The organism is Brevibacterium sp. CSND-B09 (assembly GCF_052906525.1).
Window position 1 is genome coordinate 674,969 of sequence record NZ_JBREGI010000001.1, and the last position, 24,265, is coordinate 699,233.

At 64.5% G+C, this 24,265-nt stretch carries 25 protein-coding genes, 3 tRNA genes and 1 pseudogene; 11 read left to right on the forward strand and 18 right to left on the reverse strand.

What is annotated here, in order from left to right:
- The first annotated feature begins 94 nt into the window (after positions 1-94).
- On the forward strand, positions 95-1,324 hold the full coding sequence (locus ACU4IU_RS03315) for a serine hydrolase domain-containing protein (RefSeq protein ID WP_446655875.1): 1,230 nt from the start codon (positions 95-97) through the stop codon (positions 1,322-1,324).
- Positions 1,325-1,527: 203 nt separating this feature from the next.
- Positions 1,528-2,124: a hypothetical protein gene (locus tag ACU4IU_RS03320; protein WP_139468578.1), complete on the forward strand. Its 597-nt coding sequence runs from the start codon at positions 1,528-1,530 to the stop codon at positions 2,122-2,124.
- Between the two features lie 24 nt (positions 2,125-2,148).
- Here the strand turns inward: ACU4IU_RS03320 and ACU4IU_RS03325 are convergent, their stop codons facing one another.
- The 5 genes from ACU4IU_RS03325 to ACU4IU_RS03345 all read right to left on the reverse strand — a co-directional run bounded on the left by ACU4IU_RS03325 (position 2,149) and on the right by ACU4IU_RS03345 (position 5,612).
- Positions 2,149-2,604 (reverse strand): twin-arginine translocase TatA/TatE family subunit, encoded by a 456-nt coding sequence (locus ACU4IU_RS03325; protein WP_139468579.1) that lies wholly within the window; start codon positions 2,602-2,604, stop codon positions 2,149-2,151.
- Entirely contained in the window at positions 2,592-3,416 is an 825-nt protein-coding gene (gene tatC / locus ACU4IU_RS03330) for a twin-arginine translocase subunit TatC (RefSeq protein ID WP_248283959.1), read from the reverse strand. Before tatC ends, ACU4IU_RS03325 begins: the two co-directional genes overlap by 13 nt.
- Positions 3,413-3,586: a twin-arginine translocase TatA/TatE family subunit gene (locus tag ACU4IU_RS03335; RefSeq protein ID WP_139468580.1), complete on the reverse strand. Its 174-nt coding sequence runs from the start codon at positions 3,584-3,586 to the stop codon at positions 3,413-3,415. Before ACU4IU_RS03335 ends, tatC begins: the two co-directional genes overlap by 4 nt.
- Positions 3,587-3,610: 24 nt before the next feature.
- Positions 3,611-4,558: an intradiol ring-cleavage dioxygenase gene (locus tag ACU4IU_RS03340; RefSeq protein WP_139468581.1), complete on the reverse strand. Its 948-nt coding sequence runs from the start codon at positions 4,556-4,558 to the stop codon at positions 3,611-3,613.
- Positions 4,559-4,652: 94 nt separating this feature from the next.
- Complete coding sequence (locus ACU4IU_RS03345; RefSeq protein WP_139468582.1) at positions 4,653-5,612, reverse strand: squalene cyclase; 960 nt, start codon at positions 5,610-5,612, stop codon at positions 4,653-4,655.
- A gap of 280 nt (positions 5,613-5,892) precedes the next feature.
- On the opposite strand from ACU4IU_RS03345, the gene ACU4IU_RS03350 reads away from it, so the two are divergent.
- Positions 5,893-6,072, forward strand: a complete 180-nt coding sequence (locus ACU4IU_RS03350; protein WP_139468583.1) for a hypothetical protein — start codon at positions 5,893-5,895, stop codon at positions 6,070-6,072.
- Here the strand turns inward: ACU4IU_RS03350 and ACU4IU_RS03355 are convergent.
- The 5 genes and pseudogenes from ACU4IU_RS03355 to ACU4IU_RS03375 all read right to left on the reverse strand — a co-directional run.
- Entirely contained in the window at positions 6,058-7,248 is a 1,191-nt protein-coding gene (locus ACU4IU_RS03355) for a M20 metallopeptidase family protein (protein ID WP_139468737.1), read from the reverse strand. The genes ACU4IU_RS03350 and ACU4IU_RS03355 overlap by 15 nt on opposite strands.
- 121 nt (positions 7,249-7,369) lie before the next feature.
- Positions 7,370-7,443, reverse strand: a tRNA-Met gene (locus ACU4IU_RS03360).
- Between the two features lie 27 nt (positions 7,444-7,470).
- A tRNA-Thr gene (locus ACU4IU_RS03365) sits at positions 7,471-7,543 on the reverse strand.
- A 134-nt stretch (positions 7,544-7,677) separates the two neighbouring features.
- On the reverse strand, positions 7,678-8,160 hold the full coding sequence (locus ACU4IU_RS03370) for a glycerophosphodiester phosphodiesterase (protein WP_446657573.1): 483 nt from the start codon (positions 8,158-8,160) through the stop codon (positions 7,678-7,680).
- A gap of 82 nt (positions 8,161-8,242) precedes the next feature.
- Positions 8,243-8,479: pseudogene (locus ACU4IU_RS03375) on the reverse strand (glycerophosphodiester phosphodiesterase); the annotation flags it as partial.
- Between the two features lie 149 nt (positions 8,480-8,628).
- Here ACU4IU_RS03375 and ACU4IU_RS03380 point away from each other — a divergent pair.
- From ACU4IU_RS03380 to ACU4IU_RS03390, 3 genes are all read left to right on the forward strand, one after another.
- Positions 8,629-9,801 (forward strand): hypothetical protein, encoded by a 1,173-nt coding sequence (locus tag ACU4IU_RS03380; protein WP_139468585.1) that lies wholly within the window; start codon positions 8,629-8,631, stop codon positions 9,799-9,801.
- A gap of 71 nt (positions 9,802-9,872) precedes the next feature.
- Entirely contained in the window at positions 9,873-11,087 is a 1,215-nt protein-coding gene (locus ACU4IU_RS03385) for a M20 metallopeptidase family protein (RefSeq protein ID WP_446655876.1), read from the forward strand.
- Positions 11,088-11,226: 139 nt separating this feature from the next.
- Positions 11,227-12,606 carry an acyltransferase family protein gene (locus tag ACU4IU_RS03390; protein ID WP_446655877.1) on the forward strand — a complete coding sequence of 460 codons (1,380 nt, stop codon included), beginning with the start codon at positions 11,227-11,229 and terminating at the stop codon, positions 12,604-12,606.
- On the opposite strand, the gene ACU4IU_RS03395 is transcribed toward ACU4IU_RS03390, so the two are convergent.
- On the reverse strand, positions 12,521-13,051 hold the full coding sequence (locus tag ACU4IU_RS03395; RefSeq protein WP_139468588.1) for a DnaJ family domain-containing protein: 531 nt from the start codon (positions 13,049-13,051) through the stop codon (positions 12,521-12,523). The genes ACU4IU_RS03390 and ACU4IU_RS03395 overlap by 86 nt on opposite strands.
- A gap of 135 nt (positions 13,052-13,186) precedes the next feature.
- A tRNA-Tyr gene (locus ACU4IU_RS03400) sits at positions 13,187-13,268 on the reverse strand.
- Positions 13,269-13,428: 160 nt separating this feature from the next.
- Between ACU4IU_RS03400 and ACU4IU_RS03405 the strand changes: the two genes are divergently transcribed.
- Complete coding sequence (locus ACU4IU_RS03405) at positions 13,429-13,920, forward strand: YajQ family cyclic di-GMP-binding protein (RefSeq protein ID WP_167194552.1); 492 nt, start codon at positions 13,429-13,431, stop codon at positions 13,918-13,920.
- 95 nt (positions 13,921-14,015) lie between these two features.
- Here ACU4IU_RS03405 and ACU4IU_RS03410 read toward each other — a convergent pair whose 3' ends face one another.
- Positions 14,016-14,942 carry a GTP pyrophosphokinase gene (locus tag ACU4IU_RS03410; RefSeq protein WP_139468590.1) on the reverse strand — a complete coding sequence of 309 codons (927 nt, stop codon included), beginning with the start codon at positions 14,940-14,942 and terminating at the stop codon, positions 14,016-14,018.
- Between the two features lie 230 nt (positions 14,943-15,172).
- Positions 15,173-16,591, reverse strand: coding sequence for an FAD-dependent oxidoreductase (locus ACU4IU_RS03415; RefSeq protein WP_139468591.1), 1,419 nt, complete (start codon positions 16,589-16,591; stop codon positions 15,173-15,175).
- Positions 16,592-16,770: 179 nt separating this feature from the next.
- Here ACU4IU_RS03415 and rarD point away from each other — a divergent pair, with 179 nt between their 5' ends.
- From rarD to ACU4IU_RS03435, 4 genes are all read left to right on the forward strand, one after another.
- Positions 16,771-17,682, forward strand: a complete 912-nt coding sequence (rarD, locus tag ACU4IU_RS03420; RefSeq protein WP_139468592.1) for an EamA family transporter RarD — start codon at positions 16,771-16,773, stop codon at positions 17,680-17,682.
- A gap of 188 nt (positions 17,683-17,870) precedes the next feature.
- Positions 17,871-18,272 (forward strand): GntR family transcriptional regulator, encoded by a 402-nt coding sequence (locus tag ACU4IU_RS03425; RefSeq protein ID WP_180345613.1) that lies wholly within the window; start codon positions 17,871-17,873, stop codon positions 18,270-18,272.
- A gap of 3 nt (positions 18,273-18,275) precedes the next feature.
- Entirely contained in the window at positions 18,276-19,193 is a 918-nt protein-coding gene (locus ACU4IU_RS03430; protein WP_446655878.1) for an ABC transporter ATP-binding protein, read from the forward strand.
- Positions 19,190-19,933 carry a hypothetical protein gene (locus ACU4IU_RS03435; RefSeq protein ID WP_139468594.1) on the forward strand — a complete coding sequence of 248 codons (744 nt, stop codon included), beginning with the start codon at positions 19,190-19,192 and terminating at the stop codon, positions 19,931-19,933. The genes ACU4IU_RS03430 and ACU4IU_RS03435 overlap by 4 nt, the downstream gene beginning before the upstream one ends.
- A 41-nt stretch (positions 19,934-19,974) precedes the next feature.
- On the opposite strand, the gene ACU4IU_RS03440 is transcribed toward ACU4IU_RS03435, so the two are convergent.
- The 4 genes from ACU4IU_RS03440 to ACU4IU_RS03455 form a co-directional block, all read right to left on the reverse strand.
- Positions 19,975-21,042 carry a permease gene (locus tag ACU4IU_RS03440; RefSeq protein ID WP_139468595.1) on the reverse strand — a complete coding sequence of 356 codons (1,068 nt, stop codon included), beginning with the start codon at positions 21,040-21,042 and terminating at the stop codon, positions 19,975-19,977.
- A 69-nt stretch (positions 21,043-21,111) separates the two neighbouring features.
- Positions 21,112-22,122, reverse strand: a complete 1,011-nt coding sequence (locus tag ACU4IU_RS03445) for a polyprenyl synthetase family protein (RefSeq protein ID WP_139468739.1) — start codon at positions 22,120-22,122, stop codon at positions 21,112-21,114.
- Between the two features lie 94 nt (positions 22,123-22,216).
- On the reverse strand, positions 22,217-23,518 hold the full coding sequence (locus ACU4IU_RS03450; RefSeq protein WP_139468596.1) for a geranylgeranyl reductase family protein: 1,302 nt from the start codon (positions 23,516-23,518) through the stop codon (positions 22,217-22,219).
- A gap of 2 nt (positions 23,519-23,520) precedes the next feature.
- Positions 23,521-24,249: a demethylmenaquinone methyltransferase gene (locus ACU4IU_RS03455; protein WP_139468597.1), complete on the reverse strand. Its 729-nt coding sequence runs from the start codon at positions 24,247-24,249 to the stop codon at positions 23,521-23,523.
- Between the last annotated feature and the right edge of the window lie 16 nt (positions 24,250-24,265).

Sequence of the window (24,265 nt, forward strand, 5' to 3'; positions counted from 1 at the left end):
TCGGTGATAATCTCAACACGACCCGAGGCGGCTCTCAGCTGCCGTCCGCGGAGCCGTTCCGCGGACAGACCGATGCGAGAATCAGAGGTGAAGAGTGATCGAACCGTCACCGGACCAGCCCGTGACCCCATCGGCTCCCGTCGATCCGGCGGCCGGAATCGACCGGGACAACTGGCAGGATCCCGACAATGTGCGCTGGTCGTTCCAGAACGTCGCACGGGTCCTTCCCACGACGCCGATCTCCCGCGGCACCGGTCCTGTGGCCGACCTGCCCGCCGATCCACAGGATCTCGGCGAGGTCGAGGTTCCCGCGACGGAGTACTCGGAGGCCCGCAGCGTCCGCAGCGTCATCGAATCCACCGACACGGATGCCTGGATGCTCATGCACAACGGGACCGTGCTCACCGAGGAGTACTTCGGGGAGATGACCGCGTCGACCGAGCATCTGCTCATGTCGGTGTCCAAATCGCTCGTCGGCACTGTCGCCGGGGTGCTCGCCGGTTCGGGTGACCTCGACCCTAACCGCCTCGTCACCGATTATGTGCCCGAACTCGCCGAGTCCGGCTATGCGGGGGCGACCGTGCGCCATGTCCTCGATATGCGGTCGGGCATCCGCTTCTCCGAGGACTACCTCGACCCGAAGTCCGAGGTCCGGCAGATCGAAGAGTCGATCGGCTGGTCCGAGGCGAAGCGGGAGAACCCGGGCATCGGCATGTACGAGTTCCTCACCACCCTGGAGGCGAAGTCCGAGCACGGCGGGGTCTTCGAATACCGGTCGTGCGAGACCGATGTGCTCGGATGGGTGTGCGAGAAGATCGCCGGTGAGAGTATGCAGTCGCTCATGTCGCGGGTGCTGTGGTCTCGGATCGGCGCCGAACAGGACGCGATCATCGCCACCGACCAGTACGGGGTCGGGATGTTCGACGGCGGAATCAACACCACTCTGCGCGATCTCGCCCGATTCGGCTACGTCTACACCAACCGCGGGCAGTCGCTGACCGGACAGCAGGTGGCGCCGACGACGTGGATCGGCGATACGCTGACCACCTCCGAGGATGTGCGTCAGGCGTTCGCCGATGGGCCCGGAGACAATCGGATGCCGGGCGGGGCGTATCACAACCAGTTCTGGTTCCCGTTCCCCGATTCTCATGCGTTCCTCGCCCTCGGCATCCACGGGCAGATGATCTATATGAACCCGGGTGCCAACGTCCTCGGCGTCAAGCTCTCGAGCTGGGGGCTGCCGCAGGATGCGACGAAGCTGTTCCCGACGATCCGCGCATTCGAGGCTCTCGCGAAGGCCGTCAACTCCCCTGCCGCGGAGTAGCCGGAGCCGATCGCCGTGGAGCAGGCCGGACCCGGCTCCCTCCCGCCACCGGACCCGGGGCCATCTCCCGGTGCGGATGTGCCCGAATCGCCACAGGTGTCGCCGGATCCGCACACCGAACCGGGGTTCGCGGCAACCGGCCGTGGCAGAATCGTGGTGTATCGACAACGTTTGTGATCGCCTGAGTGCGAAGGAGAAACACGATGACCCCGATTCGCCGGTCCACCTGGATGCCCCGCCTGCTGACGGCCACCGCTGGAACCGTTCTCGCCTTGTCCCTGACCGCCTGCGGAGGCTCCGGAGGGGACAAGCCCGCCGAGGATCAGAAGTCCGAGGCCCCGCAGACCGAAGAAGGCGGATTCGGCGGAGGTGCTGTCGAATCGAAAGAGGCCGAGGCCCCGGGATCCGAACCCGCCGAGGCGGAGCCGACCGACACGAAATCGACCGATCCGTTCGCCGATGCTGCGAAGACGACGAACTGGGCCAGCGACGACGGGATGAAGATCGACAAGAAGGGCAACGGCATCGTGCCCGCCTCGTCGATCGAGGCCGACCTCATCGACCTGTTCGAGAACAAGCTCGATTGGAAGGTCAAAGAAGCCAAGTGCGATTCCGATATGGAGCTCCGCGAGTGGTACGGCTTCAAATCGTGCCAGGTCACCGTCAAGGACAAGGACGCGTACAAAGGCAGGAAGAAGTACTTCGGCACCGTGAAGATCGTCGATCACAAGGATCAGATGATCAAGTACGAACTCATGTTCCCCGGCATCGACAAGGAAGACTTCGACTTCAAGGACTGATCACCGGGGCGGCCCCTCCCCTGGTCATCGATCGGTTCCTGAGGTTGCGACTGCACGCTCATCGTCGCCCGTACGACCTTCGGCCGTGCGGGCGACGAATCGTCTCCGCGGATGTCCGGACGAACCGGTGATGACAACGCTGCCGGCCGCCTCGGCGAGGGATCGAGTGTTCCCGCCCGGGGCACGTTCGGAATGCTCAGTCGAACCCGGGGCAGCAGTCTCCGAGCTCCGGGCGCTGCCCGGTTCGTCCAGCGCCTCTCGGATGATCCGGCGCGGATCGTACTGTCGCGGATCAAGAGTTCTCCAGTCCTCGGCGCCCATCGATTCGGCGGCCCGAGTCCGCGCCGTATCGACCTGGGCACGGAGCAGGCGGGCGAACTCGCCGAGCTTCTGCGCGTAGTGGGGCAGCCGCTGTGGGCCGATGACGATCACAGCGAAGATGCCGACGATGATCAGTTTCTCGAAACTCAGGCCGAACATGTCCGAGTCCTTTCCGTTGGCGGGATCGGCACTCGCCCGGACCGTTCCTCCTCCACGTGCGGATCACCGACCATCCGGCCGTAGCCTCGGGTCCGGTCGTGGATGCACGCGATGACGAGCGCAGCGAGGAAGAGCAGCGCCATCGGGGCCGCGACTAAGAACATGGAGAGCACGTCGGCGGCCGGGGTGATCAGTGCGGCGAAGATCACGATGGCCACGATGGCGGCTCGCCAGGCCTTCGCGATCGATCGTGCAGGGAGCAGGCCGATGAAGTTGAGGACGACGAGGAAGACCGGGAGGACGAAGGAGACGCCGGTGGCGATGACGATCTTGAACACGAAGTCGAAATAGTAGGACGCCTGCAGGATGGTGCTGTCCTCGCTCGCGGCGAACGAAGTGAGCACTGCGACCATCCGGGGGAAGACGTAAAGGCCGGTGAGGCAGCCGGCGACGAAGAGGGGTACTGCGGCACCGAGGAAGCCGAACGTCACCTTCTTCTCCTTCGCCGTCAGTCCCGGGGTGAGGAATCCGAAGATCTCTCCCAGCCACACCGGGCTGGAGAGGACGATCCCGGAGTACACGGCGATGCGCAGCTGAAGGTCGAAGGCGCCGGTGACGCTGTCGTAGTTGAGCGAAGCGCTGCGGGACTCGGCGAGCTCGGTGATCGGGGCCCGGAGGACGTCCATCACGAAATCCGAGGTGAGATATCCGATGACCGTGCCGATGAGCAGCGCCACCGCCGCGCGCACCGCCCGTGTCCGCGCCTCCCGAAGGTGCGCGGACAGCGGCATCTTCTCCGCGGCGGTGCTCATGAGTGGGGTTCCGTCTCATCACCCGCCCGTGAGTCGGATGATTCGTCCTTGAGGATGCGCACAGACTGCCCGAGGCTCTTGGCGAGTGCAGGCAGCTTGGCTGCGCCGAAGACGAGGATGATGATGGCGAGGATGACGAGGGCGTGCCAGCCCGTGAGGTTGTGCAGCATGATGGTGAGCCTTTCTCGGAGTTGTCAGGGCTTTTCGGGGGCGCCGTCGGGTGGAGCTTGTCCTTCACCGCCGCCTCCCGGGGCTGCGCCGCCGGTCGGTTCGGTGTCGGTGTCGACGGGAACATCGAGCGTGGCGGTGTATCCGGAGTCCGTGTCGCCGCTGATCGTGGCGAGCTGGTGCTCTCCTCCGTCGTCACCGAAGACGTTGTCGTCGTCGAGGGAGATGGCAGAGAGGTTCTTCGCCGATCCGTCGTAGGTCTCGAGGGCGAAGACTGCGTTGCAGGCGTCTTCGGGCAGGGCCATCTGCGAGGTGGCGATGGCGTTCTCGGCATCGGTGATCGAATCGACGTCCGGGTAGACCTCGAAGTGGATGTGGGTCCAACGACCGGAGTAGCAGCCGGGGAAGACGGAGGTGAAGGTGACTTCTCCTGCTGAGTCGGCGACCTGGACGCCGCGCAGCCAGGTCGCGTCTTCGACGCCGTCGGAGTACATCGAGTAACGGCCCTGAGCGTCGCAGTGCCAGGCGTAGACGGCTGCGCCTTCGAATGGAGCATTGTCACCGGCCATATCGGTGACCTTGAGGGTGAATGTCAGGGGCACACCGTCGACGGTGTCGGTCCCGTCGATGTTCGAGCGGATGTCCGAACGCACGATTCCGGAGTCTTCGAGGATGTCCGGTCCGTTCGATCCGTCCGCCGGATACGGACCGGCCGTTTCGTCGGGGATCTCGGTGACCGATCCGCTGCCGCTCGAACTCGATTTCGTCGATCCCGCGGCCCCGGAGGTGCAGGCGGCCAGGGCCATGGTGCCGACGCCGGCGCCGACGAGCCCGAGTACTCCTCGTCGGCTGAAGAGGGTGCGGATGTCGAAGGAGGCGCCTTGGTCGACGACCTCCTCGTCGGGACGGTCGAGGAGCCTGCCTTCGTAGGCGGGTCCGTTGGGGGTCTGGTCCGGTTCGGGTACGCGAGCCATGAGCTGTCCTTCCTTCGATGATGTGTGATGACACCATCGTGGTGACCGGCTCTGGCGTGGGACTGTGGCGTTTCTGGGCCGCGGCTGTGGATGCTCAGTCGGTTTGTGTTCCGTCCCACCAGTCGAGGACTCGCTGGGCTTGCAGGGTCACCCATTTCGAGGGTTCGCCGACCGGAGCGTCGACGTGGAACCAGACGTCGCCGTCAAGGCGGTGGTCCTGAGTCCAGGTGCCGTCGTCGGAGCGTCTGGCTCGGACCTTCCCGATTGCCTCTTCCATTCGCGGGTCAGGGGCGCTTCCGTCCGCGCTCGTCGCTTCGCGGAAGTAGTCGAGTGCGGGCAGGATTCCGTAGAACCAGCGTCGGGGGTGGAAGAGAGCGAGGGCACGGCCGTCGAAAGGATCACCGGTGCTGCGCGTGCGGAACAGGTCCCGCGACAGCAGGTACTCCTCTCCCCTGGCTCGGGCCTCCTGCACACGGGCGGCGTCGCGCGTAGCCAGCTGATAGTCGAGCAGCGCGACGAGGGCGTTGAGGGTGGAGTGGAACGACGAGACCTTCGAGCCTTCGACCCATTCGCAGTTCCATCCGCCGTCGGGCTGCTGGTGGCCCAGGAACCAGTCGACGATGCCGTCGACATCGGCGCCGAGCCACAGGCCGTTCGACAGCGTCCAGGAATTGATGCAGACGTCGACTTCACCGCCCCAGTAGGGCAGGTTCTCGTATTCCCAACGTGCGGATTCGAGTTTCTCTGCCGTTCCCTCCAACGCCGAGGAGGTCAGTCCCCACTCGCGCAGGTCCTTCAGAGCCCACGTCGTCGCAGTCCACGGCTGTGATCCCTCGTCGTCGAATGCGAAGTCGGAGGGGAAGAAGGCCCCGCCTGCCCATTGTCCGTCCGGGTCTTGATAGGCCAGCAGCTCTGCGCCGAAGCCTTCGTGTTCCACGCGTGCGCGGGTCTCCTGCCAGGTCGTCTCCTCTGCTCCGAGCAGGTCACGTTCGACCTGCCAGCGCAGGGCCGGGTCCGAGTCGAGGAGCCAATCGGACAGTTCTGTGCTGATCATCGTCGATCTCCCACGTCGGTCGAACAGTCACTTCGAGAGTAGGCGCCGAATCGCGTGAAGACCATACCCCGGGTCCGTGGAAGACAGATGAATGATTCATCGCCGAGGCGGCGCTTGGTGCCGTGCTGACACCGCTGAGCACGCCCGATCACCCTTGCGAGCTGCGACCGGCAGTGGCACAGAACGAATTCTTCGGGATATCCCCATGGAAGGGCAGTCCCAAGCGCAGTATCGTCGGCGGTGTTGATCGCATCAAGCTGTTACACAGCGAAGGAGTGAAATGACCCTCTCAATCGGAATCATTCTTCTCATCCTCCTCGGCCTCGCGGTGCTCATCGGACTGATCCTATTCATCGCGATGATCGTCACTGCGCTCCGGTCGACTCCGAAACCTGAGGATTCCGGCTTTCCCACAGGCTCGACCGATGAGGCGGAACCGACCCGATCATCCGCGCAGTGACCGCTCCCAGGCCAGGGTTGCGAGCGCCGCAGCCTGGTCGGGCAGGTGCGCATCGTCGAACTGGACTTCCGGCGAGTGGTTCGTTGCCGCCGACCCCGGATCGATGCCTTCGGGCGTCACGAAGAAGAACATGAAAGCACCGGGCACCTGCTCGAGCACGAAGGAGAAGTCCTCGGAACCCATGAGCGGGTCCGGCACCTGCACCGCCCGCTCGGCACCGAAACGATCGGCCAGAACTCTCAGAGCGAAGTCGGCTTCGGCGCCGTCGTTGACCGTGACGGGATACTGCTCGGTCCACACCACCTCGGCCGTGCACCCGTGTGCGGCCGCAATCGACTCCGCCAACTGTGTGGCGCGCTCGGGGAACCTTCGCGTCGACTCGAGGGAGAGCGTGCGCACAGAGGCTCCGAGCTTCGCCGAGGCGGGGATGACATTGACGGCCTCCCCCGCTTCCAACTGCGTCACCTGGGCGACGATGGGATCGAACACGCTGAATGATCCGGTGACCATCGTTTGCAGCGCCTGTCCGAGTTCGAGAATCGGACGCACCGGGTCGACAGCATCCTCCGGTCGCGAGCTGTGGCCTCCGCTGCCGTGCATCGTCACGTGCAGAGTATTCGCCCCTGCCATGATCGTGCCCGGTCTGGTCACGAAGGTTCCCGGCACCCCCGGTGCCACATGGATCGCGTAAGCCGCATCGGGCTTCTGGCCGATGGTGTCGAACATTCCTTCTTCGAGCATGATCTTCGCCCCGCCCATCCCCTCCTCGCCGGGCTGGAACATGAAGGCCACCGTGCCTTTCAACTCGGACTGATGAGCGGACAGCAGCTTCGCGGCTCCGACGAGTCCTGAAACGTGGAGATCATGCCCGCAGGCATGCATGTTCCCATTCGTCGACGCGAAGTCGAGTCCGGTCGCCTCGTCGACGGGCAGAGCGTCCATATCCCCGCGCAGGAGCACCGTCGGGCCGGGGAGCGCTCCGCGCAGGACGGCTACGATCGAGCTGAGCTCCTGACCGAGCGTGATCTCAAGCGGCAGACCTTCCAAAGCGTCGAGGATCCGACGTTGGGTCTTCGGCAGATCGAGTCCTATTTCGGGGTCCCGGTGCAGGTCGCGGCGCAGTTCGCGCAGGTCATCGGCAAGTGCGTGGGATTCGCTGGTGAAATCGGGAGTCATTGTGTGCTTCACTCGGCAAGACTGGCACGGCCGGAAGGAGTCGCGCAATACCGTCTCGGGGAGTTCCCGAATACAGAAACTCCCCCATCGGATTCGTCATCCTGATGAGGGAGTTGATCGGTAGCGGGAGGGGGACTCGATCCCCCGACCTCACGATTATGAGTCGTGCGCTCTAACCAGCTGAGCTACCCCGCCCCAGCACCGCATTCTAGGCGGCACGAGAGCCCCGAAAGGGAATCGAACCCTTGACCTTCTCCTTACCATGGAGATGCTCTGCCGACTGAGCTATCGGGGCAACAGGTAAGAATTTACACGGGTTCGCTCGCTCTGGGCAAATCGGATATCAGTGACGTCACTCACACGCCCTGGAGCCGGAGGCGAAAACTCCCACCGGGCCCTGCCCCGCATCACTGTCACCAGCGAAGATGTCTATTTCACCGGGTCGAATCGCCCTGCGAGGAATCCCTGCAGTCGACCTGGGTGGTTCGTGATGATCCCATCGACCTCGGCACCGAGGAGTTCCCGCCATTCGTTCATCTCGTCGGCAGTCCAGACGAAGACACCGAGGTCGTTGTCCATGATCTCGGTGACGACCGATTTGCGCATCGAGAATCCCTTGTACGAGGGATTGATCGCCACCGCACCGAGTTCGCGAGCGATCTCGATGTCTTCAGGCTTGGGCACCATGCGCAGAAGGAAGCGAGCCACCATCGGCAGCATGTCCCGACAGGTCTCCAGCGTCTCGATGTTGAACGACTGGACGATCATCCGGTCGGCGATGCCGGTCTCCACCACCAGCTCCGAGATCCTCGCCACCGCACCCGACGACCACTCGCCCTTGAGCTCGAGGAGGAGTTCGCCGCCTCGGTGCTGGATATCCCTCATCACGGCCGACAGGGTCGGGATGCGCACTCCGTTGAAATCCCGGACCCATCCACGAGCCGGCGTCGACGAACGACAGCTCTTCTGCGGTGAGATTGACGACGGGACCTCTGCGATTCGTGGTTCGGTCCAGATCCGGATCGTGGAGGATGACAGGGACACCGTCGGCGCTGGTCGAGGTGTCGACCTCAATGAAGTCGACACCCAGGGCACGCGCGGCGTCGACAGCGGCGAGACTGTTCTCGGGCACAACAGCCGAATAGCCGCGGTGCGCGATCACCAGTGGGCGGCTTCCGGATCCGGGGCGCTCGACGATGCCCCGTTCGTGGAGGAACTGCAGAAAACTCATGGCTTCAGCCTATGCCCTGAGCCCTCATTCCACTGCCTGCACAACGTCAGAAGTCCCAACTATCGGAAACTCCAGTCGAATCCCACACAGACCGATTCTGAACGGATAGGTTGTGGGAAGCATCACACTCCCAACTCGAAGGGCACACCATGGAAGCTGTCTACGCTGCCGCTATCGTCCTCGCCTTCATCGCGCTCGGTGAGCTGGTATCGATCTGGTCGAAGGCGCGTGTCCCCAGCCTTCTGGTTGCGATGCTCGGCATCTTCATCTTCGCCAAGATCGGCGTAGTCCCAGAGACTGTCATCGATGACTCTCTGCTGCTTCAGGCCTACTCGTTCCTCGTCGCGCCGCTGCTCTTCCATATGGGGTCGCTCATCCCTCTGCGCGTGATGCTCAAGCAATGGCGTTCGGTCATCATCGCAGTCTCGGGCATGCTCGTGGCGGTCCTGCTCATCCTGGCTGTCGTGGCCCCGCTCTTCGGCTTCGAAACTTTCGTGGCCGGTTCCGGGCCGTTGGCCGGCGGCATCGTCGCCACCAGCTTGACGACGGAAGGGCTGACGGCGCACGGCGCCGCCTCGTCGATCATCGTTCTTCCCGCGCTTGTTCTGATGCTCCAATCACTGCCCTCGATGCCGTTGACGAACTACTTTCTGCGTCGCTATGCAAAGAAGCTGCGCGACAGCGGAGAACTTCAGGAACTCGCGCGCGCCCACAGCCAGGAAGAGGAGGAAGCCGCCAAGAAGAAGAAACTCGTCAACCTTCCCGACTTCCTCGTCGACAATCAGCTTTTCATGCTCTTCCTCATTCTCGTCGGCGGATCGGCAGCGACACTGCTGGCGGTCCCAACCCATATTCCGTCGTCGATCCTCGCACTGGTCCTCGGCATTCTCGCCACCGCGGTGGGCTTGTCCCCCGATAAGGCCATGGAACGGTCGAACTCATTCGGCATCGCCATGGCCGGCGTCATCGCCATCGTCATGGCCCCGCTGGTGACCGCCTCGGTGCAGGACGTCATCAACGCATTCGTCCCTACCATCACGATCCTCATCGTCGGCGGCGCCGGCATCGTCCTCGGCGGATTCGTCGCTACGAAGCTTCTGCGTTGGAAGTCTGGACTGGGAGTGTCAGTGGCGCTGACGGCGATGTACGGCTTCCCTGCCGACTATCTGCTCACCAACGAGGTAGCACGTTCCATTGCCCGTGACGACGACGAAAAGGAAGCGCTGCTCAATGTCATGCTCCCGCCGATGCTCGTCGGCGGATTCACCTCGGTCAGCGCCGGGTCCGTCGTCATTGCCAGTGTCCTCGTCAGTATGCTCTGATCCCGACCGGCCCCAATTCCCGCCAGCCCCAGGCCCTCGGCACACCCCGGGCTCTCATACGAAAGGACCCCATGCACGATCTCATCGCACAAGGACAGACCCTGCTCCCTGAGCTCCAGAACTTGCGGCGTTCCCTCCATGCGGACCCGGAGATCGGTCTCGACCTGCCCCGCACGCAGGCGGCGGTCCTGGCCGCCCTGTCCGGCCTCGACCTCGAGGTGACCACGGGTGAGGGCACCACCTCGGTGATCGCCGTTCTGCGCGGAACCCATCCGAACAGACCGGCCGACGCTCCAGCGGTGCTGCTGCGCGGAGACATGGACGCCCTTCCAGTGACAGAGGAGACGGATGAGCCCTTCGCCTCGACGAACGGATGCATGCACGCCTGCGGCCACGACCTGCACACAGCCGGACTCGTCGGAGCCGCGCGACTCCTTCACGCTCTGCGCGACCGGCTTGTCGGGGACATCGTCCTCATGTTCCAGCCCGGGGAAGAGGGCTGGAACAGAGCGTCGGTGATGATCGACGAAGGCGTGCTCGACGCAGCCGGGACGCGGGTGATCGCTGCATTCGGGGCGCATGTGCTCCCCGGTCCGCGCGGCGTGGTCGCCACCCGCCCGGGCACCCTCCAGGCGGGTTCGAACACACTGCGGGTGACGATCCACGGACGCGGCGGTCACGGTTCCCAACCGCAGACCGCCGTCGATCCGGTGCCGGCGCTGGCCGAACTCGTCACGGCCCTGCAGAATATGGTCAGCCGCCGCATCGACGCCTTCGACCCCATCGCGCTGTCCGTGACCCAGTTGAGCGCCTCGGACGCGATCAACGTCATCCCCGCCTCGGCCACCTTGGGTGCGACTGTGCGCACACTGTCGGACTCATCACTCGACATCGTCCGCACCCGCTCGAAGCAGCTTGCCGACGGCATCGCCGCCGCCCATGGATGCAGCGCCGAAGTGGACTTCGATGTCCAGTACCCGGTCACGGTCAACGACGATGACGAGACCGCATGGGCCATGGAAGAACTCCGAGTCCTTCTCGGCGAGGATCGGGTGAAGCTCCTCGAACAGCCGATCATGCCGAGTGAGGACTTCTCCTTCGTCTTAGCCGCGGTGCCGGGCACGTATCTCATGCTCGGCGCCGAGCGCACGGACGTTCCAGCAGAGCGCCAGGGCAACAACCACTCCCCCTTCGTCATCTTCGACGATTCGGTTCTCGGCGATCAAGCGGCGCTTCTTGCTCACCTCGCGATCGAACGACTGGCGAAGGCGACGCGAATGTCATAGCCGCGCGGGGAAGCACGACGCTGTGCGGCTGCCGGCGAACAACACGCTTGCAGGCCCGCACTCCCCCGCCGCAGCGATGCAACTGATCTGACACATCGTCGCCACCCGCCAAGGCGCGAACCCACCTACCGTAGACACTGTGACCACTTCGATCCCCCGCCACCGTGATCTCACCCTCGACCTCGCCCGCGTCGTCTGTGTGCTCGTCGTCGTGTTCGTCCACCTCCTGCTCGTCGGGGTCGGCCGCAACCCGGACGGCTCACCTTTCATCATCAACCCGGTCTCCGGCGAGCGCTGGTTCGCCCCAGCCACTTGGATCGCGGAGATCATGCCGATGTTCTTCGTCGTCGGTGGATTCGCGGCCAAGGTCGGCTGGGAATCGGCACAACGTCGCGGCGAATCGGCTTCGACCTTCGTCCGCACCCGCTTGCGACGCCTCGCGCTTCCGGCGCTGCCGCTATTCATCGTCCTCACCGCTGCTCTCACCGCCGTCCTAGTCCTCGGCGTCGACCCGGACTTGGCCGATGCCATCGCTGTCCCCGTCGGTTCCGTCCTGTGGTTCCTCGCCGCGTACGCTCTCGCCCAGGCCTTGGCACCCTGGATGATCCGCTGGCACGAACGCAATCCGTGGCTGGCCCTCGTCGTCCTCTTCGCCGGAGCGTTCTTCGTCGACGTCGTCCGCCTCGTCGTCGGCATCCAAAGCCTCGGACTCGATCGGATCCCCGCCGACGGCTACGGCATCGGCGACGAACTCTTCGGACTGCCCAACGTTGGCTTCGTCTGGCTCTTCGCCCAGCAGATCGGCTTCTGCCTGCGCGACGGCTGGTTCTCCCGTCTCCGCTGGTGGAACCTCGTCATGATCGTCGCCGGATTCGCCTGCCTGGGACTGCTCGTCATCCTCGGGGAGTACTCGGCGTCCATGCTCACGAACCAATGGCCGCCGACCCTGCCGCTGGCCGTCCTCGCCGTCATCCAAGCCGCCCTGCTGACCCTGCTCCACCGACCGCTGACAGCGATCATGGACCGTCGCTTCGCCCAGGCCATCGTGTTCTTCCTCGGCAGCCGACTCATGTCCGTCTACCTATGGCACGTGCCGGCGATCGTCCTGCTCACCGGAGTCCAGCTGCTGTGGCTGCCGATGCCCGATCCCGGCACCGGAGCCTGGTGGCTGACGCGTCCGGTCTTCGTCATCGCCGTCCTGCTCGTCGTGTGGGCGATCTCGACGATCACGAAACGTTGGGAGAGCCCCCGCCCGGTTCTCTCCCCGAGGTGGCCCTCCGATGCCGTCACCGTCACCGCCGTTGCCCTCTTCGTCGTCCAATCCCTGGCGATCTCGAGCTACGGACTCGACCTGCCACTGGCCATCCTCGGCCTGGTGTGCACCACGATCGCAGTCAACCTCACTGAAGACAGCGCCACCGCTCGTTCCCGCATCAGCGACGGAAACGATGCCACCATCGCCGAGGTGAACCCACCGATTCCGGAGCGGCGGGATGGTCCCCCGGTTCCGCCTCGGTGACGGTGTCGTTCTTCTTCGCATTCCGACGCCGCCGCCATGCGGTTATCTCCTTCTCCACATCGCGGGGCGGAGTGAACACGGGCGGGCCGTCGCGCAGATCCATCACGGCCTCGCGCACCCGGGCGTTGAAGCCGGCGAGGTAGTCGCGGACCTCGGACTCGGTGGAGAAAGCGTCGACCGTGTCTTCGAGGACGGCGTTCTCCTTGCGCAGCTGAAACGCCTCCGGAGCGACGCCGTTGATGCCTTCGGTATCCATCTTCTGCTTGATCCACCAATCAGGATCAGATGAGCTGTGCAACCCGGACAACGGCTTGCCCAGACCCGGCAGATCATCGAAATCACCACGCTTGATGGCTCGGTCGAGAGCGGATTCGACGACAGCGTTTCGGTCCTCGAGCGAATTCAGACGCCGAGGCGACTGCGTGTCATCCGTGTCATCGCTCATCGGTTCGCCCTCCTCGGCGGAGCATTTCCACCCTGTCCTCACACGGTAGGCGTCGGCCGGGCGCCGGGCAAGGGAAAGCGCGGAAAACGAGAAAAGCTCCGTGACCTCTCGGTCACGGAGCTTCTCCGTTCTGCGTGGCAGATATAGGATTCGAACCTATGAAGGCAATGCCGGCTGATTTACAGTCAGCTCCCTTTGGCCGCTCGGGCAATCTGCCGCAGGTGGCGCTCGATGAGCACCTGAAAAGAATACAAGGCTCGGACCCGAATCTCCAACTCGGTAGACGCAGATCACAGTTCGGGGCCTCGACTAGACTCGGGGGCAACAGCCACGCCCGTTTCCGACGGGCATCAACGATCGCAGACAAAGGAGCATTCATGGCCAGCGAATCCTCATTCGACATCGTCAGCAAGGTCGACCGCCAGGAAGCCGACAACGCACTCAACCAGGCCGCGAAGGAGATCAACTCCCGCTATGACTTCCGCGGCACCGATGCGTCGATCGCCTGGAGCGGCGAAGCCGTGCAGCTGAAAGCCAACAGCGAGGACCGGGTCAAGGCCATTCTCGACGTCTTCCAGTCGAAGCTGGTCAAGCGCGGAATCTCGCTGAAGTCCCTGGAAGACGGCGAACCGTACCCCTCCGGCAAGGAGTACCGCATCGATGCGTCCCTCAAGGAGGGCATCGACAAGGACAATGCGAAGAAGATCTCGAAGATCATCCGCGACGAGGGCCCCAAGGGCGTCAAAGCCCAGATCCAGGGCGACGAGCTGCGCGTGAGCTCGAAGAAGCGTGACGACCTGCAGGAAGTCATCGCTCTGCTCAAGGGACAGGACCTCGACGTCGACCTGCAGTTCACGAACTACCGCTGATCGCCAGCGCACCACGCCGGCCCGGTCCGCACTGCTGAGTGCGGACCGGGCCGGTATCGTATTCGCCCGTAACGCTGTGCCCCGAAAGAGGCTGGTCAGTGTACGGGGAGCTCGAGCGGGATGTAGTACAGACCTTTCGAGTCTTCTTCAACGCTGGCCCGGAGGCGATCGTCGAGGTGGATGAAATCGTTGACCTTGATGGTGCCCTTCTGGCCGCTGAGGCGACGGATGGCGAAGGCTGGGATGAGCCCCTGCCGTCCCGAACCGTCGACGGCGAGCGCGTATTTCGGGCCGGTCGCGCGGACCCGGACGTCGATGCCCGTGTCCTGTTCCCGCAGTTCGTCGAGTTCGACGACGGGTTCCGGGTTCGTCAGCGCGGTGAGCTCGACGGCCAGGGTATCGGCCATGTCATCGACGGTCGCGAGCATGTTCGCCATGGCACGGGCGAATTCGCCGTGCAGCTTGCTCGGCTTCATCGCCGCGCCGGGTTTGTACATGTCCTCGTGTGTCAGTTCGCTCCAGGCGTCCTGGAGCCGGGTCTTGACCTGGATCTCGGCGAAGACAGGAGGCCCCTGGTCGGAAGGAATGCGCAGTATGACGTGGCAGGCGCGGTACCCGCTGGCCTTCGGCGGGTCCGTATAGTCTTTCCACTCGATGAGTTCGAAGGCGCCCAACTGATCGGGGTCGCGCAGCGCGGCGAACATCATCGACTGATCGCGCGGTGATTTGCACAGCACCTTGACGCCGACGATGTCGCGGATCTGGTCTTCGACATCCTCGGTGGAGGTGATCGTCAGATCCGGATCGTCGTCGGTCTTCTCCGTCAGCTTCGCCAGGGTCCGTGCCGCGTCCTTGATCCGATGGCCATCGACGTCGAGGCGGGAGATGTCCTTGTCCTTGAGCAGGCCCTTCTGCTGTTCGGTCAGCCAGTGTTTGATCCGCACCGCCGCCGTCTGCCAGGCGTTGAGCCGTTCGACATAGGCACGTTCGACGATCGTCTTGAGCTGCGATTCGTTTCTCACGCGGTCTCCCCTGCCGGCCTTCGGTGCAATGGTCCACGCTCGCTGGTGCGATCTGCTGCACGCGGGCATGACTTGGTGTGCGCTGGCGTGATCTGGACGTCTCCGACTCTACGTGGTGGAAGCATCAGGCACCGGCAGCGACTCGTCTCCCCGTTGCAACGAGGCGAGAAGTCACTGCCGGTGCCAGATGACCCAGGAGTGGAGGAAATGTCGCGAAATGCTCCGCAGGCTCAGCTGCCTGCGGACGGCTGGCCGACGGATTCGGCGGTGACGTGTCCACGCGCCTCGGCGAGCATGGCTTCACGGGTGGCGAGCTTGATGCGCTCACGGCCCTCGACCTCGCCGGCCGCCTTCTCAGCGGCCTCGACGCGGTGGTAGCCCTCCCAATCGGCGAAGTCGACGCCCTTGGATTCGAGGAGCTCGATGATGGCCGATTCGTCCGGGTACACCGGCTCGGTGAGCACACCGGCGGCACGGTCGTCGAGGATGTGGCCGATGGTCTCGAGCGCATCGCCCTTTGTGTGGCCGATGAGTCCGACGGGTCCGCGCTTGATCCACCCGGTGGTGTACACGCCCTGAACGACATCGGCTTCGGCGGCCGTGGTCTGATCATCGGAGTCGACGACGCGACCCTCGTGGTTCGGGATCACACGCTTGCGATCGTCGAAGGGCAGCTGCGGCAGCTGAGTGCCCGCATAGCCGACGGCACGGTAGACGGCATCGAGCTCCCAATCGTGGAAGCTGCCGGTGCCGTTGACTCCGCCGGAGCCGTCGAGTTCCATGCGTTCGGTGCGCAGCCCCGTCACCTTGTCCTCGCCGAGGATGGCGACCGGTGAGTGCAGGAAGTGCAGGTGGAGACGCCGCTTCGCTCCGGTGGGTTCGCGCATGGTGAAGTCCGTGAGCGTCTTCGCGACCTGCTTGGTCTGGTTGCTCGACTCGATCGCCTGCATCGACCCTTCGTCGAACTCGAAGTCCTCCGGGTAGACGATGAGGTCGACGTCCTTGACGGCGCCGAGTTCGCGCAGCTCCAGCGGCGTGAACTTCGCCTGAGCCGGTCCGCGACGGCCGAAGATGTGGACATCGGTGACCTTCGAGGACTTCAGCCCCTCGTACACGTGATCGGGGATCTCCGTGGTGTGCATATCGTCGGCCTGCTTCGCCAGCACGCGGGCGACGTCGAGAGCGACATTGCCGTTGCCGATGACGGCGACGCGTTCGGCGTCCAACGGCCAGGACTGCGGGACGTCGGGATGCGAGTCGTACCAGTTGACGAAGTCCGCGGCGCCGTAGGATCCGGGCAGATCGATGCCGGGCAGGTCGAGGGCGGCGTCGACGAAGCAGCCGGTGGAGAAGATCACCGCATCATAGCGGTCGGTGAGCTCTTCGAGGTGGAGGTCGACTCCGTACTCGACATTGGAGAACAGGCGGATGTCGCCTCGGTCGAGGACCTTGATCAGGGCGTTGATGATGCCCTTGATCCGCGGGTGGTCGGGAGCGACGCCGTAGCGGACGAGCCCGAAGGGAGTCGGCAGACGATCGAAGAGATCGATGCTCAGATCGAAATCACGTTCCGCCTTTGTCATGAGATCGGCCGCGTAGATCCCAGCAGGACCGGCGCCGACGATGGCCACCCGGAAGGGACGAGTCATTCTCACACCTCTCTATTCAGTCCCATCGAGTCTATCGTCAATGTAGGTCATCCTTACAATGACGTGACCAAACTCGCATCACCGCCGCCCGGTCGGCAGACTGCACCCCTCACCGCCCTGCCATCTCACCGGCGATCCCGCCGGCTCCCCCGAACCCAACCCTCACTAGACTGAAACATGTGAGCCAGAACCCTGCCCCCGATGAGAGCGCAATCCGCCGTGCCGGCCTGATCAACGGATTCTCCGCCTACCTGCTGTGGGGTGTGATGCCGCTGCTCTTCGCCGCCGCGGCTCCCACCGGCGCCCTCGAACTCGTCTCCCATCGCGTCATCTGGTCACTGGTCTTCTGCGCCATCCTCCTCGTCTTCACCGGCGGATTCCTGCGCACCTGGCAGATTCTGCGCTCACCACGCCTCTTCGGCCTGCTGCTTCTGGCCTCGGTGCTCATCGCCATCAACTGGACGACGTTCATCTACGGGGTCGAAACCAACCAGCTCGTCGAGATCTCACTCGGCTACTACCTCAATCCGCTCATCTCCATCGGCCTGGGCGTGATCTTCCTCGGTGAGAAGCTGCGCCCGCTGCAGTGGACTGCCGTGGGCTTCGGTCTGCTCGCGGTCATCATCGTCGGCATCGGCCTCGGCCGAGTCCCCTACCTCGCGTTCACCGTCGCCCTGTCCTTCGGCCTCTACGGGCTGGTGAAGAACAAGGTCGGCAGCCGAGTCGGCGCGCTCGAAGGCATGGCCGTCGAAAGTCTCGTCCTCGCTGTTCCCTCGGCGATCTACCTCATCGCCCTCGGCTCGCTGGGACTGCAGACGTTCACCGGCTTCGGCGGCTGGCACGTCTTCGTCATCATCATCACCGGGCCCGCCACCGCGATCCCGCTCATCCTCTTCAGCGCCGCCGCCCGCCGCATCCCGCTGTCCTGGGTGGGCATGCTCCAGTACCTCACTCCGACCATCCAATTCACCCTCGGCGTCACGGTGCTCGGCGAGATGATGTCGACGACCCGCTGGATCGGGTTCTTCGTCATCTGGATCGCCGTGATCCTGCTGTGCACGGACATGATCCGCCACAGCCGGCGCCGCTGACCCCCGACACCTCTCTATTGCTACCTGACGGCGGCTCAGCAACCTCGCGCGAGGTTGCTGGGCCGCCGTCAGGTAGTAATTGGGGCGGGTTCCAGGATTACCCGATCGAATCGTCTCCAGCCCTTGACACCACCATTGGCACCATGGTTCATTAGTTAAGTAACTAACCAACCCACATGGAGCCGAATGTGATCGACGACGCCAAACCCCTGTTCACACAGATCGCCGAGAAAGTCGAGGACTCGATCCTCAACGGCACCCTGCCTGAACTCTCCCGAGCACCATCGACGAACGAGCTCGCGACCTTCTACTCCATCAATCCGGCCACCGCCGCCAAAGGCGTCAACCGACTCGTCGACAAAGGCGTGCTCGAGAAGCGCCGCGGCATCGGAATGTTCGTCACCGAGGGGGCCCGCGCTCTGCTCATCAACGAACACCGGACCACCTTCTCCGAGAACTTCATCAGCCCCCTGCTGAACGAGGCCAATCGCCTCGGGCTGGGGTCGAAGGACGTGATCGCGCTCATCGAAGAGCGCTCCCGAGAACTCCACCTGACCACCGCACTCGATCCGACCGCAGCGAAGGGATGACCCATGAACGCCGTCGTCGAGGTCCGCCGCCTCACCAAGACGTATAAGACCACCACCGCCCTCGACGGTGTCAGCCTGAGCATCGACGAGGATTCGATCTACGGCCTGCTCGGACGCAACGGCGCCGGCAAGACCACCCTCATGTCCATCCTCACGGCCCAGAACTTCGCGACCAGCGGCGACGTCGAGGTCTTCGGGGAGGACCCGTACGAAAACGCCCGCGTACTCAATCGCATGTGTTTCGTCCGTGAGAGCCAGAAGTATCCGGACGACTCGAATGCCCGGCATGCTCTGACCAACGCCCGCCTGTTCTTCCCCCACTGGGATCAGGACTTCGCCGACCAACTCGTCTCGGACTTCGATCTGCCGCTGAAGACGCCGATCAAGAAGCTCTCCCGCGGTCAGCAGTCGGCCGTCGGAGTCATCATCGGCCTCGCCTCCCGGGCCGAGATCACGTTCTTCGATGAGCCCTACCTCGGCTTCGACGCCATTGCCCGGCAGACTTTCTACGACCGTCTCATCGCCGACTACGCCGAGCACCCGCGCACCATCGTGCTCTCGAGCCATCTCATCGACGAGGTCGCCGATCTCATCGAGAAGGTCATCGTCATCGACCGCGGCCGGATCATCATGGATGAGACCACCGAGGAGGTCCGCAGTCGCGCGGTCAACGTCGTCGGGGATGCCGACTCGATCAATCGGCTCGTCGCCGGTCGCGAAGTCATCCACCGCGAATCACTCGGCCGAGTCGCCTCGGTGACGATGCTCGGCCACCTCAGCAATGCCGATCGCGAACTCATCGCCGACGCCAACCTCGACCTCACTCCCGTCTCGCTGCAACAGCTCGTCGTCCGCAGCACCCAGGCAGATCTCGCCGAGACATCGGCAGCGGAGACCGACTCAAGGAGCCTGCAATCATGACCGCCGTCATCGACCATCCGCCCGGATCCCGCACATCGCGACCGAAGAACCGGATCCTCGGCGTCGTCCGTCTGCAGTTCACGAACACGCAGACCTTCGTCTGGGTGCCTCTGCTCATTCTTGTCGCCGCGTGGCTCATCACGCTCATCATCCACTGGATCATCGCCTCCGCAGGCGTGGACTCCCCCAAATACAGCGGTGGTTCGCAAGCGCCGCTGTGGTACTTCGCCGTCGTCGGTGCACAGGCGGTGAACCTCACGTTCTACTTCTCCCAGGCGATGAGCCTCACCCGACGGGAATTCTGCCTCGGCTCCCTCACCGCCGCGGCGATCAGCGCCGCGGGCGTCTCATCCGTGTTCGTCCTCCTGGGACTCATCGAACAGGCCACCGACGGCTATGGCATAGGCGGCTACTTCGCCTACCTGTCGTGGGTGTGGGAACACGGCCCGCTCGGTGCCGGGTTCGTCTACTTCGTGCTCACGATGCTGTGCTTCGTCCTCGGCTTCTGGTTTGCGATCTTCTACAAACGCGCCGGCGCCCTCATCCTTACGATCTCTCTCACCGGCATCGCCTTGGCTCTGTTGGCCGGGGCTGCGTGGATCAACGTCAATCGGGCCTGGCCCGAAGTGTGGGCAGCGATCGTGGGTGCGCAGGCGATCGGCCTGGCCCTGTGGGCGCTGGGGCTGACAGTGATCTTCGCCCTGGGCTCGTACCTCACCCTGCGCCGCCTGACGACATAGTCCGCTATCGCCCTCACCGAGGCGGCGCCGCGGTCGGCAGCTCAGCTGAGCAGGGCCAGTGCTCCCCCGGCCAGTATCGCGGCAACCGCCACGGCCGCACCCATCGCTGCTGTCGTCTTCCACCCCATGGCCCGTCCGACCATGACCATCGACGGGATGCTCAGCGCCGGCAGGGCGATGAGCAGAGCACCCGTGACACCGGCCCCGACCCCAAGGGGAACGAGGGTGAGGATGATCGGGATCTCTCCGCCGGTGGGGATGACCAATAGGGTCGCCACAACCGCCACGATGAGGACGGCACCGGCACCCAATTGGGCTTCGAGCCCGAAGACACCGGTCAGCCACGGTGCGATGAGTCCGATGACGAAGACGAGCGCGAGGTGTTCGGGCACGAGGATGAGGGTGAACCTGGCCAAGGACCGCAGATAGCGCGTGGGCAGAGACAGCAGATTCGCCGAGGCGGGTGCGGCCTCGGGTGCCGCCTCGGCGGGGCCGTTCACCCACCGTCCGATGAGCGCGGCGGCACCGACCGCGACGAGGAGCGCGAAGACGATGCGCACCGCCATGTACTGCCACGGCAGGACGAGGGCCAAGAAGATGATGACCGCGGGGTTGAGCAGCGGATTGCCCACCCAATAAGCAAGAGCGGCCGAACGGCGCACACCCGAGTCCCGCAGGCCTGCGGCCACCGGTGCCGCGCAGCAGGTGCACATCATCGACGGCATCGACAAGGCGGCACCCACGAGGGATTGACCTGTGTGGCTGCGGCGGTTGAGCAGCCTCAGCAGCCAGTCATGCGGCACCAGTGCGTCGATTGCCGCCGCGACGAGCAGTGCCACCAGCAGCGCTTTCCACACGGCGGTGAAGTACACGAGCGTGAAGTCCCACGCGCCCGACAGCGACACCGTGTCTCCGGCGGCGTCGAACAGCGGGGTACCGTCCCACAGGGACGTCCGGCTCATCGTCCAGGCCTTGTCCCAGTACGGCAGCCATTTCGACCAGCTCAGGCCGACGACGAGCAGCACCGCGAGTATGCCGAGTCCGATCCAGTCGGCGGCGCTGAGCCTCTGCGGAGTCCGAACCGGTGCCGAAGCCGAGGTATGCGTCATCGCGGTATGTCCTTTGTGCCTGTGCCGAAACGGCTGAGAGACAGTAGAGAAACGGTGAGGGGTGGGAGCTCAGGACGTGCGGGCGACGACGGAGTCGGCGAAGGCGAACAGCGATTCCTTGATCTGGCCTTCCGGCAGCGGCGCCAGAGCCGCCTTGGCTTCATCGGCCCAGCGTGCAGCCTCTGCTCGGGCCTTCTCCGTCACCGGATGCGCTGCCAGCGCCGCACGGGCGGTCTCCAAAGCGTCATCGGAGGTCAGATCCGCGTCGAGGAGGCCGACCACCTCGGCGGCGGCGGCATCCCCGTCGGCGGCAGCAGCCCGAACGTAGAGCACGGGCAGGGTGGGAACGCGTTCGCGCAGATCCGTGCCCGGGGTCTTTCCCGACTCAGAGGATGTGGTGGTGAGGTCGATGATGTCATCGGCGAGCTGGAAGGCCACACCGACGCGTTCGCCGAAGACCCGGACGGGTTCGGCCAGGGCAGAATCGGCTCCGGAGAACATGACGCCGAAGCGCGCCGAGGTGGCGATGAGCGATCCGGTCTTGTCGGCGAGTACCTGGATGTAATGCTCGATCTCGTCGGCGCCTTCGGGCGGGCCGGCGAATTCGTTGAGCTGACCGAGGACGAGGCGCTCGAACGTCTCGGCCTGGATGCGCACGGCTTCGGGACCGAGCTTCGCGGTGACGCCGGAGGCCTTGGAGAACAGCAGATCGCCGGTGAGGATCGCCACCGAATTGCCCCACACCTCATGGGCGGCCTTCGCACCGCGGCGCACGGGAGCATCGTCCATGACGTCGTCGTGGTACAGCGAGGCGAGGTGGATGAGTTCGACGGCGACGGCCGCATCGATGATGTCGTCGTTCTCCGCATCGCCGAGGCGGGCGGTGAGCAGCACGAGGTTCGGGCGGGCGCGTTTACCGCCGGCGGCCAGCAGGTGCTTCGATGTCTCGTCCGGCAGTCTCCGCGTCTGTTCGGTGACCTCGTAGAGACGGGCCTCCACGGTTTCCAACTGAGTCGAGAGCTCTGCCGCGAGCTGGGCGTCGTCACCGGTGAAGGTGGCCGGAGAGGCTGGGTGGCTCATGTCCTCGTCATTCGTCGTAGTCGGTGTCGGCATGGTGTTGTCGCAGCCCTTGCGCTCAGAGTTCTTCACTGTGGTCTCACCGTGGTCCTTGCGCTCAGACATTGCTGGTGGCCGGGACGATTCGGGTCAGGGCCGAGATGATCCTGTCGATGAGATCGGCCTCGGAGACCTTCGGGTCGCGGTAGAGGTTCGCCAACAATTTGACGACGAACTCCATCACAACGTCAACACCCATACCGTACTTGATTCCGAACTGCATGAGCGCAGGATGGCCGATGATCGAGGCGAAAACGCGTCCCAGGGTGAAGTAGCCGCCCAGCGAATCTCCGAGCAGAGCCGGGTACTCCTCCAACCGACGACGCATCACGGACTGCGGGTAGCGCGAATAGGTGGAGATCACCTCGGCGGCGATGCGTGCGGATTCCAGGGCGTAGTCGATGCCTTCGCCGTTGAACGGGTTGACCATTCCTCCGGAGTCGCCGACGAGCAGCAGTCCACGGTGGAAGTGCGGTGTGCGGTTGAAGGCCATCGGCAGGGCCGCGGACTTGATCGGACCCAGGGAGGTGGTTTCGTCGATGCCCCACTCGTGGCCCATGTCGGCGATCCACTGGTTCATCATTCCCCGCAGATCCACGGATTTGAACTGGGGCGAGGAGTCGAGCAGTCCGGCACCGATGTTCACGGTGCCGTCGCCGAGGGGGAAGATCCACCCATATCCGGGCAGGGTCTCGGATTCCCCGGCCGCGTTCGTCGACCGCATCTCCACCCAGGATTCGATGTAGTCATCGGCATGCCGTGGCGTCGTGTGATAGGCGCGGGCGGCGATTCCCATCGGACGGTCGTCGCGCTTCTCCAACCCCATCGACACGGCCAGGCGGGAGGAGACTCCGTCGGCTGCGATGACGATCGGTGCCCGGAAATGGGCTTCGGGGCCCACTCGGCGACCGCGGTGATCTGTTCCGGAGGCGTGGACGCCGCGGATCCACCCGTCGTCGCCCACGTCCGGGGACATGGCGCGAACCTGTTCGAAGAGCCGGGCCCCGCTGCGCTGGGCATGACGAGCGAAGGCTTCGTCCATGCTCATCCGGGGGCGAGTCACCCCGTAGTTCGGGGTGCCGTCGATCTCGGGCCAGTCGAGTTCGAGCCGGTGGCCGCCGCCGATGAGGCGCAGCCCTCTGTTGCGGTGCCAGCCGTCGGATTCCGGCAGCTCCATTCCGAGGTAGCCGGCTTCCTTCACCGCGCGCGGGGTCAAGGCGTCGCCGCAGATCTTGTCGCGCGGGAATCCGGACTTCTCCAGGATGATGACCTCGTGCCCGGCCTGGGCGAGGTAGGCGCCGATCGCCGAGCCGGCCGGGCCGGCACCGACGACGACGACTTCGGCATCGAACTCATTCATCGTCAAGGCTGGGCCGGCTCCGTGGCGCCTGCCGCCTCGGTGGGTTTGAGGGCATGGTGGACTGCGACGATTCCGCCGGTGAGGTTACGGTATTTCACCTGGTCGAAGCCGGCGTCGAGGATCTGATGGGCGAAGGCGTCCTGGTTCGGCCAGGCACGGATCGACTCGGCCAGGTAGACGTAGGCTTCGGGGTTCGACGACACGGCACGGGCCAGCGGCGGCAGGGCTCTCATCAAGTACTCCTTGTACACGAGGCTGAAGGCATCGAGCGTCGGAGTGGAGAATTCGCAGATCACGAGGCGTCCGCCGGGCTTGAGCACGCGCAGCATCTCGGTGAGCGCCAGGTCGACATCGTGGACGTTGCGGATACCGAAGGAGATCGTGACGACGTCGAAGCTCGAATCGGCGAAAGGCAGGTCCATCGCATCGGCGTAGATGAAGTCGATCTGCGGGTGCCGACGGCGTCCCTCGGCGAGCATTCCCGTGGAGATGTCCCCGGCCACCACCTCGGCGCCGTGGTGGGTGAACGTCATCGAGGAGGTGCCGGTGCCGGCAGCCAGGTCGAGCACGCGCTCACCGGGCCCGGCGGCCACGGAATGGGCCACGGTGCGCCTCCAGGCACGGGCGAAGCCCAAGGAGAGGACGTCGTTCGTGAGGTCGTAGCGGGAGGCGACATCGTCGAACATCGACGCGACGTCTGCGGGCTGTTTGTCCAGCTTGGCACGGTTCATGACCATATTCTCTCAA